General features: G+C 69.7%; 2 protein-coding genes (1 of these 2 running past the window's edge). One reads left to right on the top strand and one right to left on the bottom strand.

Going from position 1 to position 14,490, the window contains the following annotated elements:
* Window positions 1-1,049 (bottom strand): AfsR/SARP family transcriptional regulator (locus TY25_RS20500; protein WP_162184216.1); only part of this gene is annotated, 1,049 nt, incomplete at its 3' end.
* Window positions 1,050-1,421: 372 nt separating this feature from the next.
* Here TY25_RS20500 and TY25_RS20495 point away from each other — a divergent pair.
* Window positions 1,422-14,490, top strand: partial view of a non-ribosomal peptide synthetase gene (locus TY25_RS20495; protein ID WP_042258488.1) — the 5' portion only. Its footprint extends 2,186 nt past the window's final position; 13,069 of the gene's 15,255 nt are visible here — the first part of the coding sequence; it begins with the start codon at window positions 1,422-1,424; its stop codon lies off the right edge, out of view.

Raw genomic sequence — 14,490 nt, 5'->3', positions numbered from 1 at the left:
ATCTCGTCGGTGCGGCCGGTGAAGTCCGCGATATCGCCGGGCAGCTGGTTGCGGCTCGGCAGCGTCTCGGGCCGCAGTTCGAGCACGGTGCCGATATCGCCCGGCCCGAGCGGACCTTCGCCGGGCGTGGCGGGGCCGGGCCGGGCGGCCTCCTGGTCGGGGTCGGTGGCCGTGGCGGGCGGTGGCTCGATCTCGTCGCGCAGGATGCGCCGATGCAGTTCGCGCAATTCCCGGCCCGGCTCGATGCCGATCTCGTCGGCCAGCCTGCGCTGCGCGTCCTGGAAGACCAGCAGCGCCTCCGCTTGGCGGCCGCAGTGGTAGAGGCCGAGCATGAGCAGTGTGCGGAAGCGCTCCTGCAGCGGGTGCGCGGTGACCAGCGGGGCGAGTTCGGAGACCGCCTCGGCGTGGTGGCCGAGGGCGATTTTGATACCGGCCCGGTGCTCCAGCGCGCTCAGATAGCGTTCCTGCAACCGCCGGCGTTCGCCCTCGATGATCGGCCCGGCCAAGCCGCTGAACGGTTCACCACGCCAGAGCGCGAGCGCGGCATCGGTGTGCGCGGCCGCGGCGGCCAGGTCGCTGTCGCGTCTACAGCGCTCGGCGGTCGCCAAGAGCCGGTCGAACGCGACGTGATCCGACAGCGTGGGGTCGCCGTGCAGGACATACCCCGTCTCGGACCACACCAGCGCGGGCTCGGCGACCTTGCGGCGCGGCGCCAGGGCGCGGCGCAGCCTGCTGACGTAGGTCTGGACACCGTTGCGCGCGTCACCGGGCGGGTGTTCACCCCACACCCCGTCGATGATCGCGTTCACCGTTACCGGCCGGTTCATCTCCAGCATCAGCGCCACGAGCACTGCCTGTTGTTTCGCTGGGCCCAACTCGATTTCACAGTCATCCCGCCACGCCGTGAACGAGCCGAGCACCCCATATCTGATCTGTGTTTGCGCCATGGACAAGCCCTCCTGAACCATGTGCTGCCAGCGCAGAGCATAGGCGGCGCGGGCCGCGCCGAGCGCGGGAACGCGGGGATAGTTACCACTTTGACCAGTCATTTACGCACTAGTACAGCGCCAGTTACGCAGGCCGGGACATTCTGATCGAGTGTGCTGCACCAGGATTCGGGGGCAACGACGTGCGAGGGGGCCGGTCGGCCGGCGACCTCGCAATCACGCATCCAGTTATGGTCGAGCGTCCACTAGGTGGATCGGCCAGGCAGTGCACCAGCTGAGCCGCCGTACCGGTGTGCCCCGACGGGCTCCGGACGAGGTTGCCGCCCATGGGGATTCGGGGTGGATGGCGCGCGCATGTGCTACGACGTGTCCCGGCTGTGTGATCGGACGTACCCGAAACGCTCACCATCGCAGACTTTCGGCCAGCAGACGATCAGTTCCGCCCGGCACAGGTGATGAGCGAGGGAGTTCGCTATGCAATCCGGTAACAAATCGCTGCTGCGCAGTTTGACTTCGATTCAGAAAGAACTGTGGATAGCGCACGAACTTTCCGATATTCCCAATAATTGCATCGTCTACATCGATATCCATACGGATCTGGAACTCGGCTATTTCGCCGACGCCCTACAACAGGTTTTCGCGGAGTCACCGGCGCTGACGGTCAACATCGTCCGTGGGCCGAACGGGCCGATGCAGGTGGAACGGGATATCCGGGATTGGCTGCCGACCTACGTCGACTTCACCGCGGAACCGGACCCGACCGCCGCGGCGCTGGACTACATGGCCCGCGAACGTGAGCTCGGTTTCGATCTGGAGCTGGACTCGCTGCTGCGGGTCGCGCTGCTCGAGATCGGCGCCGATCACTACCTGCTCTCGATGTGTTTCCACCACATCATCATGGACGGTGTCGGCGTGGCCACCTGGGCGCAGCGGGTGCTCGACGTGTACTGCGCCATGGTGGCCGGAACACCCATCGCACCAGCCGATTTCGTGCACATCGACGATCTCATCGAGCATGATCTAGCCTACCGCCGCCGCCAGCAGGCGATCGATCGCGCCTACTGGCGCAAGCAGATTCCCGCGGGGATCGAGCCGTTGCGACTGCCGGGCAACGCGGCGCCGGGCACGCCACCGGGCCGCATCGGCAGTACCCACAGCTTCTCCGGCGCGGAGCTGGGCGGGCTGCTGAGCGCCGCGCGTTCGGCCGGCGTGAAGCTGCCCTACCTGCTGCTGTCCGTCGCGGCCGCCGCGATCCAGCGTTACGCGTTGCGCGACGAATTCTGTTTGCAGATACCGGTGTCGAATCAGGTCGGGATCGCGCACAAGACACCGTGCCAGCTGTCGGACACGGTACCGCTGCTGGTCGATTCGAACCGCAATCTGTCGCTGGCGGAGCTGGCCCATCGGATCTACGCGACCATCGCCGGCGCCCGCGATCATCTGCGGTACGGACTCTCCGATATCCGCCGGGACCTGAGAATGCCGAAGACGAAAGGTAATCCGTTCGGCCCGGTCGTCAACGTGATGTCGTTCTTCGGGGCGCTGGAAATGACGGACGGCACCGCCGATCTCCAGCTCTATTCCGCCGGTAACAGCGGCGATCTGTCCATTGTCTTCTATTACGAGCGGCGTTCGGACCGGGGTGGATATCTGCGGATCGAAGGTGACGCGCAACGCTATACCGACGCCGACCTGCAGACCTACCTCGATTCCAGCGCGCGCTTCCTGCGCCAGGCGATCGCCGATCCGGGCGTATCCATCGGCGCGGTGGACATTCTCGGTCCTGATCGCCGCCTGGTGCTCGAGACGTGGAACGACACGGCGGTGCCGGTGGACCCGGACGCGACGTTGGTGGGACTGTTCGAAGAGCAGGTGCGCCGCGCGCCCGACGCGGTCGCGGTGGAGTCCGGCCCGGTGGAGTTGTCCTACCGGGACCTCGACCTGTGGTCGGATCGGGTTGCGCGCACGCTGATTTCCCGCGGGGTGCGCCCGGACGACGTGGTGGCGGTGGCGTTGCCGCGCTCGGTGGAGTTGATCGTCGCGATCCTGGCGGTGGTGAAGGCGGGCGGCGCCTATCTGCCCGTCGATCCGGGCTATCCGGCCGAACGTCTGGCCTTCGTTTTCGACGACGCCGCACCGGTGGCGGTGCTCACCGATGAGGCGACCGCGAACACGGTGCCGCGCACTGCGGTTCCGCGCATCCTGGTCGGCGAGGTGGCGGGAGAACGGTCGGGCGTGGTACGTCCGGTGCCGCTGCGACCAGGCAACCTGGCCTACCTGATCTACACATCCGGGTCCACGGGGCGGCCGAAGGGCGTCGGGGTCACCCACCGCAACGTGGCCTCGCTGTTCCTGAGCACCGCCGCGTGGTGCGAGTTCGGCCCGGAAGACGTGTGGGCGTGGTGTCATTCGCAGGCCTTCGATTTTTCGGTGTGGGAGATCTGGGGTGCGCTGCTGCACGGCGGCCGGGTCGTCGTGGTGCCGTGGGACGTGGTGCGCACCCCGGCCCAGCTGTGGGATCTGGTGGTGGACCGGGGCGTGACGGTGCTCAACCAGACCCCGTCCGCCTTCTACGCGCTGGCCGAAGCCCGCGCCGCGGGCGATCGTGCCGAATCGGCCTTGCGGATGGTGATTTTCGGCGGCGAAGCCCTGCAGCCCGGCTATCTGCGGCCGTGGTACTCGGCGGGCAACGGGACGGGTCCGGCCCTGGTGAACATGTACGGGATCACCGAAACCACCGTGCACGTCACGAGACTCGAACTGTCGGCGGCGCAGCGGGACGGCGGTGGCAGCCCGATCGGGTCGGCCCTCGGGAACATGCGTGTGTACGTGCTGGATTCGTGGTTGCTGCCGGTGCCCGTGGGCGTCGCCGGTGAATTGTACGTAGCGGGAGCGCAATTGGCGCGCGGCTACCAGGGGCGCGCCGGACTGACCGCCGCCCGGTTCGTGGCCGATCCGTTCGATCCGGCGGGCGGGCGGCTGTATCGCACCGGCGACGTGGTGCGCTGGACCGCGGGCGGGGTACTGGAGTACGTGGGCCGGGCCGACGAGCAGGTCAAGATCCGCGGCTTCCGGATCGAACCGGGCGAGGTGGAAGCCGTACTGGCACAGCATCCGTCGGTGACCCAGGCGGTGGTGGTGGCCGCTGACACCGAAGGCGGCAAGCAACTGATCGGGTATGTGGTGGCCGAGCGCAACGGTCGCCCGCACGGGCACGGGTTGGACGGGGCACAGGTACGCCGATTCGCCGCCGAGCGGTTGCCCGAGTTCCTGGTGCCCGCCGCGGTGCTGGTGCTCGACGCGGTGCCGTTGACGCCCAACGGGAAACTCGACCGTGCCGCGTTGCCCGCGCCCGAATGGGTGTCCGCGGCGGGGTATCGGGCACCGGGCAACGAGACCGAACGGATCCTGGCGGGCCTGTTCGCCGAGGTGCTCGGTGTGGACCGGGTCGGCGTGGACGACAGCTTCTTCGACTTGGGCGGCCACTCGCTGTCCGCCACCCGCCTGATCAGCCGGATCCGCGCCACGCTCGGCGTCGAGGTGCCGATCCGGACGGTCTTCGACGCGGCGACCGTGGCGCAGTTGGTGACTCGGCTCGACGACAGCGCCCAGGTGCGTCCCACTCTGACGACTCGCCCACGGCCGGGCGTGCTTCCACTGTCGTACGCGCAGCGGCGGCTGTGGTTCATCCAGCGGCTGGAAGGCCCCTCGGCCACCTACAACGTGCCGCTGGCGGCGCGGGTGCGGGGCGCGTTCGATCCGGCGGCGTTCACCGCGGCCCTCGGCGACGTGGTGGCCAGGCACGAGAGCCTGCGCACGGTCTTCGCCGAGACCGACGGTGTGCCCGCGCAGCAGGTGCTCGACGCGGACGGTGTGCGGATACCCGTGCTCGTCACCGACGTGGACGCCGCCGACACAGCGGCGGCGGTGGCCGAGGCCGCGGGCTATCGCTTCGACCTGTCGACGGAGATCCCGCTGCGGGCCCACGTGTTCCGCTGCGGCACCGACGAGTGGGCGCTGCTCGTGCTGATCCATCACATCGTCGGCGACGGCTGGTCGGTGACGACCCTGCTGCGGGATGTGTCGCAGGCGTACTCGGCTCGGCGCGCGCAGCGGGAGCCGCTGTGGGCGCCGTTGCCGGTGCAGTATGCGGACTACACGCTGTGGCAGCGCGAGATGCTGGGCTCGGCGGCCGACCCGGGCAGCGTGCTCGCGCGGCAATTCGACTACTGGCGAACCGAACTCGACGAACTGCCCGAGCAGCTGCCGTTGCCACTGGATCGGCCGCGGCCGCGGGTGGCCGGCTATCGCGGCGACCGCGTCCTGTTCGAGATCGACGCCGAGACCCGGACCGCGGTGGAGCACCTGGCGGGCCGTGCGGGCGCGACGGTCTCGATGGTGTTGCAGGCCGCGCTGGCGGTGTTGCTGAACAAACTCGGTGCGGGCGAGGACATTCCGATCGGCGCGCCGATCGCGGGCCGGACCGACGAGGCGCTGGCCGAGCTGGTCGGCTGCTTCGTCAACACCTGGGTGCTGCGCGCGTCCGTCGCGCCCGCGGCGGCTTTCACCGAGATCCTGGCCGGTGTCCGGGCAAAGGCGCTGGCCGCCTACGAGAACCAGGACGCGCCGTTCGAGCTGCTGGTCGAGCTGCTCAATCCGGTGCGTTCGGCGGCCCGTCATCCGCTGTTCCAGGTGCTGCTGACGTTGCAGAACAACGCTTTTCCGGCCCTCGTCCTGCCGGGTGCCGACGTGACGCCTTTCCTGCCGCCCACCACGACGTCGCGCTTCGATCTGACCTTCGACCTCGCCGACGCCGCGGCGCCGGCACCGGACAGCGATGCCGCGCCTGATCCGGTCGGCTGGCAAGGCTATATCGAATACGCCACCGAGCTCTTCGATCGGACCACTGTCACGGCGATGGCCGCGCGCTGGGTGCGGATCCTGCGGCAGGTGGTGGCCGACCCGGACCGTCCGGTGGGGGCGATCGACGTCCTCGATGGCGAGGAACGGAATATGCTGCTGCGGCAGTGGAATCGGCGCGCCGTGCCGTCGGTTCGGCACGGCACCACGCTCGAGCGGTTCGAGGCGCAGGCGGCCGCGACCCCGGCCGCGACCGCGGTGGTCGGCGCGGACGCCGAGATCTCGTACCGGGAACTCGACGAACGGGCGGAGCGACTCGCGCGCGTCCTGACCGCGCAGGGAGTGGCCCCGGAAACGATTGTGGCGGTGGCGTTGCCGCGCTCGCCGGAGCTGATCGTGGCGTTGCTCGCGGTGTGGAAGGCGGGCGGCGGGTACCTGCCGATCGATCCGGCGTATCCCTCGGACCGGCTGGCATTCATCCTCGCCGACGCCGCACCCGTGGTGCTCGTCACCGACCGGGCCACCGCGCCCACGCTCCCGGACACCGCGATTGCCCGGCTGTACCTCGACGGCCCCGAGCATCCTGACACGACCGGAGCGCCACGCGGCGGTGCCGCGCGCGCGGGCAATCTCGCGTATCTGATCTACACGTCCGGCTCGACCGGCGTGCCGAAAGGCGTTGCGGTCACGCATGACAACGTGCACAACCTCGCCGCCCAGGCCTGGGCGGCGGGGCCCGGCGAGCGCGTCCTGGTGCATTCCTCGACTGCGTTCGACGCCTCGACCTACGAGATCTGGCCCGCGCTGCTCGCCGGCGGCGCCGTGGTGCTCGCCGGTGCGCCGCGGTCGGACGCCGCCGAGATCGTCGGATTGGTCGCGTCGCGGGCGGTGACCAAGATGTTCTGCACCCCGGCGTTGCTGGCGGTGCTGCTCGAACACGCGGAAACGCTGCCGGGCCGGCCGTTGCGCGGCCTGAACCAGGTGATCGTCGGTGGCGCCGAACTCGACGCGGCACTGGTGCACCGGGTGCGGACCGCCAGTGCCGGCGCACAGGTGAGCAACGGCTATGGGCCGACCGAGACCACGGTGTTCGCCACGGTGTTCGGCGCCGACGGCGTGAGCGCGCACGCGGCGGCGGTGCCGATCGGTTCGCCGCTGGCCGATGTCCGCGCCTTCGTGCTGGATTCGTGGCTGCGGCCGGTGCCGATCGGCGTCGCGGGGGAGCTGTACGTGGCCGGGGCCCAGGTGGCTCGGGGATATCGCGGACGGCCGGGGTTCACCGCGACGCGGTTCGTGGCCGATCCGTTCGACGCGACCGGCGCACGGTTGTATCGCACCGGTGATGTGGTGCGCTGGAATCGGTCCGGGCAGCTGGAGTTCGTCGGGCGGGTCGACGATCAGGTGAAGATCCGCGGCTTCCGAGTCGAGCCGGGTGAAGTGGAAATCGTGCTGGCGCAGCATCCTTCGGTGTCCCGCGCCGTGGTCGTGGCCCGGACCACCGCAGCCGGGGAGCAGTTGGTCGGCTACGTCGTCGCCCAGCACACCGGCGGCGCGGACACGAACGGTCACACCGAGCTGACGGGCGCGGACGTGCGCGCGTTCGCCGCCGAGCGGCTGCCCGAATTCATGGTGCCCGCAGCGGTGCTCGTCCTCGACACGGTGCCGCTGACGCCGAACGGCAAACTGGACCGGGGCGCGCTGCCCGCGCCCGAATTGCGTTCCGGCGCGCGGTATCGCGCGCCGAGCACCATCCAGGAACACATGCTGGTCGAGCTGTATCGCGAGATTCTCGGCCGCGACCGGGTCGGCGTGGACGACAGCTTCTTCGAGCTGGGCGGTCATTCGCTGCTGGCCACCCGGCTCGCCAGCCGGATCCGGGTGGTGCTCGGCGTCGAGGTGCCGATCCGGACGGTGTTCGACGCGCCGAGCGTGGCGCAACTGGTGACCAGGCTCGACGCCGACGCGCAGGTGCGTCCGGCATTGCTCAGTCGGGCTCGGCCCGAGGTGATTCCGCTGTCCTACGCACAGCAGCGGTTGTGGTTCATCCACCGCTTGGAAGGTCCCTCGGCCACCTACAACATGGTGCTGGCGGTCCGGCTGCACGGGCTGGATGTCGCGGCGTTCGGCGCCGCCGTGCGTGATGTGGTGGCCAGGCACGAGAGCTTGCGCACGATCTTCGTCGCCGCCGACGGCGTGCCCGCGCAGCGGGTGCTCGCGGCGGACGACCTCGAGGTACCGGTGGTGGTGACCGAGGTGGCCGCCGCTGACCTGGACGCGGCCGTCACGGCCGCCGCCCGGTACGGCTTCGACCTGTCCGCGGAGATCCCCCTGCGTACCAGCGTCTTCCGGTACGCCCCGGACGAGTGCGTCGCGGTGGTGCTGATCCATCACATCGCCGGGGACGGCTGGTCACTGACGCCGCTGCTGCGGGATCTGTCCGCCGCGTACGACTCCCGCCTGGCGGGCCGCGCCCCGCGCTGGACCGCGCTGCCGGTGCAGTACGTGGACTACACGCTGTGGCAGCGGGACCTCCTCGGTGCGCCGGATGATCCGGACAGCGTGCTCGCACGCCAATTCGAATACTGGCGAAACGAACTCGACGCGGTGCCCGAGCAACTGCGGCTGCCCACCGATCGACCGCGGCCGCGAGTGGCGAGCTACCGCGGCGACGTGGTCACCTTCGAGGTCGACGCGCCGTTGCGCGCGGCGGTGGAACAGTTCGCGACCGGCGAAGGCGCGACCGTATCGATGGTGTGGCAAGCAGCGCTGGTCGTGTTGCTGGCCGAACTCGGTGCGGGGGAGGATATTCCGATCGGCGCGCCGATCGCGGGCCGGACCGACGAGGCACTGGCGGATCTGGTCGGCTTCTTCGTGAACACCTGGGTGCTGCGCGCCACGGTCACGCCCGCGGCGTCGTTCGCCGAGGTGCTGGGGCAGGTCCGGGCGAAAGCGCTGGCCGCGTACGAGAATCAGGATATTCCGTTCGAACTGCTGGTGGAGTTGCTCAACCCGGTGCGCTCGGCGGCGCACCATCCGCTGTTCCAGGTGACGCTGGCGTTCCAGAACAACACGCTGCCCGCCTTGGAGCTGTCGGGGGTGCGGCTCGAACCGTACGACGCGTCCACCGCGACCGCGCGCTTCGACCTGTTCTTCAATGTCTCGGAGGCGCCGGCCGGTGCGCCGTGGCGCGGTTTCGTCGAATACGCGACGGAATTGTTCGACCGGTCCACGGTTGCGGCCATGGCGCAACGACTGGTGCGGGTGCTGCGGCAGGCGGTGTCGAGCCCGGCCGCGCCGGTGGGCGCGATCGATCTGCTCGACGCTGCGGAACGTGAACTGGTGCTGACCCGCTGGAACGACACCGCGTGCGCGCTGCCGGTAGCCACCGTGGCCGGGCTGTTCGAAACGCAGGCCGCCCGCACGCCCGACGCGGTGGCCGTCGTCGGCGGGGCGACCGAACTCACCTACCGCGATCTCGACGGTCAGGCCGATCGGCTCGCGCAGCATCTGCGTGCGCACGGCGTCGGGCCCGACCGCATCGTCGCGGTGGCCCTGCCCCGGTCGGCGGAGCTGGTCGTTGCGTTGCTGGCGGTGCTGAAGGCAGGCGGCGGATATCTGCCGATCGATCCGGTCTACGCGACGGATCGGCTGGCGTTCGTGCTGGACGACGCGGCGCCGGTGCTCGTGCTCACCGACGCCGCCACCGAGAACACGTTGCCGCACAACGTGATACCGCGCCTGCGAGTCGACACGGCGGAGCTGCCGGACCTCGGCGACCGCAGTGAGACGGCTCGGCCGCAGAACCTGGCGTATGTGATCTATACATCCGGTTCGACCGGTGTGCCCAAAGGCGTTGGCGTCACGCATCGCAACGTGATCAACCTGGTGACGCAGGCCTGGTCGGCAGGTTCCGGCGACCGGGTGCTGGTGCACTCCTCGGTGGCGTTCGACGCGTCCACCTACGAGATCTGGCCGGCGCTGTGCGGCGGGGCAACGCTGGTGATCGCCGCGGCGGAGCGTTCGGATCCGGGCGAGATCACCCGCCTGATCGCGAGCCGGGCGGTGACGAAGCTGTTCGCGACACCGCCGCTGCTCGCGGCACTCGTCGAGCACGCGGCGTCGGTGCCGGGCACCCCGTTGCGCAGTCTGACCCAGGTGAACACCGGAGCCGACACGTTGCCCAGCGGCTCGGTCGACGCGTTGCAAGCGGTATCCGGCGGCGACGTCCGGGTGGACAACCTCTACGGTCCGACCGAGGGGACGGTGAACGTCACCGCCTACCGCGTGCCCGCCGGTCTGCGGGACACGTTGGTGCCGATCGGGGCGCCGGTCGCGAACAGCCGTGTGTACGTGCTGGATTCGTGGCTCATGCCGGTCCCGGTGGGGGTAGCCGGTGAATTGTATGTGTCCGGTGCGCAATTGGCGCGCGGCTACCGCGGGCGGGCCGGGCTGACCGCGGCGCGGTTCGTGGCCGATCCGTTCGATCCGGCGGGCGGGCGGCTGTATCGGACCGGCGACGTGGTCCGCTGGACGGGTTCGGGCGTGCTGGAGTTCGTCGGCCGCGCGGACGATCAGGTCAAGATCCGGGGGTTCCGAGTGGAACCGGCCGAGGTGGAAACCGTGCTGGCGCAACACCCGTCGGTGGCGCAGGCGGTGGTGCTGGCCCGCGACACCGGCACCGAGGGCGGCAAGCAGCTGGTGGGTTACGTCGTCGCCGACCGTTCGGGGCCGATCGTGGGCGAGGACGAGTTGGTGGGGCAGTGGCGCCGGGTGTACGACGACCTGTACGCCGCGGCGAGTGAGAGCGGCACCCGATCCGACCCGCAGGCCGGGTTCGGCAACGACTTCGGTGGCTGGAACAGCAGCTATACCGGTGCGCGGATTCCGTTGGCGCAGATGCGGGAGTGGCGGGCGGCGACGGTGGATCGGATTCGGGAATTGGGTCCGCGTCGGGTGCTGGAGATCGGTGTGGGGTCGGGTCTGTTGATGTCGCAGTTGGCACCGGAGTGCGCCGAGTACCACGCGACGGACTTCTCCGCCGAGACCATCGCCTCGCTGCGCCATCAGCTCGCGGAGTTGCACGAGGACTGGGTCGAGCACGTCGAATTGAGCGTTCGGGCCGCCGACGACGGGTCCGGCTTGCCGGCGGGCCATTTCGATACGGTGATCGTGAACTCGGTGATCCAGTACTTCCCCGGGGAGCGGTACCTGCGGCGCGTGCTCGAGCACGCGCTGCGCGCGCTGGCGCCCGGCGGCGCGGTGTTCGTCGGTGACATCCGAAATCTGGCCCTGCTCACCGAGTTCACCACCGCGGCGCAGATCCGGCGCAACGGCGGTACGGATCCGGCGGCGGTCGAAGACCGCGTGCGCCGCGATATCGCCGCCGAACAGGAACTGCTGCTCGCACCCGAGTACTTCCCGGCGCTGCGCGAGGTGCTCGAGATCGGCGCGGTGGATATCGCGCTCAAGCGCGGATATTCGGTGAACGAGTTGACCCGGTACCGGTACGACGTGGTCCTGTACAAGGCGCCGGTGGCACCTGTCACTGTGGCCGAGCTGCCGAAAGCTGTCTTCCGCGACGGAGAATGGCTGCGGACGCTGCTGCGGGAGGGTTGTTCCGGCGTCCGGATCACCGGTATTCCGCACGCCGGGCTCGTCGGGGAGGTCGCAGCCGCGCATCGGATTCGCAACGGTGCGCCGGTCCACCCGGACCGCGAAACCGGCGCCCTCGCCGCGGGTTTCGAAGGCGTACTCGGTGATTACGCGGCGCGCTCGGAAACCGGATTGCTGCCCGAGGACCTGCACCGGTTCGGTGCGGAATTCGGCTACCGGACCGCGGTCACGTGGTCGGCGGAGCCGGGCCGGATGACAGCCGTGTTCGTCGACGCCGCGACGGCGCCGGACGGGCCGCTCGCCGACCTGTACACACCGACGGCACAGGGTGATCCGGCCCGATACGCGAACAGCCCGCACGCGGGCCTGCTGGCCGCCGAGGTACGCCGCTGGGCCACCGACCGCCTGCCCGAGTTCATGGTGCCCGCGACCGTGCTGGTGCTCGACTCGATGCCGTTGACCGCCACCGGCAAACTCGACCGGGCCGCCCTGCCCGACCCGGAGTTCGCCCCCGCGCGCGCCTACCGGGCACCGCGCGACGAGCGCGAGCGGGTGCTGGCCGAATTGTTCGCCGAGATCCTCGGCCTGGACCGCGTCGGCATCGATGACAGCTTCTTCGCCCTGGGCGGGCACTCGTTGCTCGCCACCCGGCTGGCCAGCCGCATCCGGGTGGTGCTCGGGGTGGAAGTGCCGATCCGGACGGTGTTCGACGCACCGACGGTGGCGCAGTTGGTGACTCGGCTCGACGCCGGGACGATACTGCGCCCGGCCTTGGTCGCGCGGCCGCGCCCGGAGGTGGTGCCGTTGTCGTTCGCACAGCGCCGGTTGTGGTTCATCCACCGCCTCGAAGGGCCCTCGGCCACCTACAACATGGCCTACGCGGTGCGGCTGCACGGGGCGGACGCCGCCGTGCTGACCACGGCCATCGGTGATGTGGTGCGCAGACACGAAAGCCTGCGCACCATCTTCGTCGACGCCGACGGCGTGCCGTCGCAACGGGTACTCGACGCGGACAGCCTCGAGATTCCGGTGCACCGCAGCACCGTCGACCCGGCCGAGGTCGACGCCGCGGTGACCGCAGCCGTGCGTTACGGCTTCGATCTGTCGACCGAGATCCCGTTGCGCGCCGACGTTTTCCAGTGTGGTGCGGACGAATACGTGGTGGTGCTGCTGATCCACCACATCGCCGGTGACGGCTGGTCGATGACGCCGCTGCTGCGGGACCTGTCGACGGCGTACACGGCGCGCATAAGCGGCCGGGCGCCGGATCAGCCGCCGCTGCCGGTGCAGTACGTGGACTACACGCTGTGGCAGCGCGAACTGCTGGGCGCCGCCACCGATCCGGGCAGTGTGCTCGCACGGCAATTCGAGTACTGGCGGCGTGAACTCGACGGCCTGCCCGACCAACTGCAACTGCCGGCCGACCGGCCGCGGCCGCGGGTGGCGAGCTACCGCGGCGATATGGTGTTCTTCGAGATCGATCCCGAAACACGCACGGCGGTCGAGCGTTTGGCGGCGACCGAGGGCGCGACGGTCTCGATGGTGCTGCAGGCGGCGCTGGCCGTGTTGCTGAGCAGACTCGGTGCGGGCGAGGATATTCCGATCGGGTCGCCGATCGCCGGGCGCACCGACGAGGCCCTGGCCGATTTGGTGGGCTTCTTCGTGAACTCCTGGGTGCTGCGCGCGAAGGTGCCGGCGGCCCTGTCGTTCCGGGAGATCCTGGCCCAGGTGCGGACGAAAGCACTGGCCGCCTACGAGAACCAGGACGTCCCGTTCGAACTGTTGGTCGAGCTGCTCAATCCGGCGCGCTCGGCGGCGCATCACCCGTTGTTCCAGGTGTCGCTGGCTTTCCAGAACAACACGCTGCTGTCCCTCGAGCTGCCCGGCGTGCGGTTCGAGCCGCACATCGCGACCACGGCCACCGCCCGGTTCGACCTGTTCTTCAACATCACCGACGCACCGGCCGGCCAGGCCTGGAGCGGGCTGGTCGAATACGCGACCGAACTGTTCGACGGGTCGACGGTCGAGACCATGGTGCGCCGGTTCGAGCAGGTGCTGCGCCGGATCGCGGTGGAGCCCGCCGCGCCCGTCGGTTCGATCGATGTACTGGGCGCGGACGAACGAGAGTCGGTGCTGCATCGGTGGAACGCGGCGACGGCGGCGGTGCCGGAGACGACCCTGACCGAAGTGTTCGAGGCACAGGCGGCGCGGACGCCGGAGGCGCTCGCGGTGGTGTGTGCGGACACCGAACTCACCTATCGCGAACTCGACCTGCGTGCGGGCCGGTTGGCGCGGATGCTGACGGCCTACGGGGTCGGCGCGGAGCGGCTGGCGGCGGTGGCGTTGCCGCGCTCGCCGGAGTTGCTGGTGGCGTTGCTCGCGGTGTTGAAGGCCGGTGGCGGATACTTGCCGATCGATCCGGCCTACCCGTCGGATCGCGTCGAATTCGTGCTCACCGACGCGGCTCCCGTTGTCGTGGTGACGGATTCGACGACCGCGAAGCTGCTGCCGTCGACCTCCGCACCCCGGCTGCATCTGGACGCGCCCGACGCGGTGGCGGCCATGGCCGGGCGTGGCGGGTCCGCCGAGGTTCCGAGCAGCGCCCCCGCGCCGCAGAACCTGGCCTACGTGATCTACACGTCCGGCTCGACCGGCAGGCCGAAAGGCGTTGCGATCACCCATCGCAACGTCGTCAACCTGGTTGCGCAGGCATGGTCGGTGTCGTCGGCGGACCGGGTGCTGGTGCACTCTTCGATCGCCTTCGACGCGACCACCTACGAGATCTGGCCTGCGCTGTGCGGCGGCGCGGCGGTCGTACTGACCTGCGAGCAGCGCGCGGATCTGGCGGAGATCACCCGGCTGGTGCAACGGCGGTCGGTGACCAAGATGTTCGCCACGCCACCGCTGCTCTCGGCGCTGTCCGACCATGTGGCGTCGCTGCCCGGCAGTCCGTTGCGAACGTTGCGCAGGGTGATCGCCGGCGGCGCGGAACTGACCGCCGATATCGTGCGCAAGCTGCCCGAACGCGGTGCTCGGGCGCAGGTCATGAACGGCTACGGGCCGACCGAGA

Source organism: Nocardia brasiliensis NBRC 14402, from assembly GCF_000308475.2.
Lineage (GTDB): Bacteria > Actinomycetota > Actinomycetes > Mycobacteriales > Mycobacteriaceae > Nocardia > Nocardia brasiliensis.
Note: the sequence above shows the minus strand (reverse complement) of the source record. Positions and strands in the feature narration are given on the sequence as shown.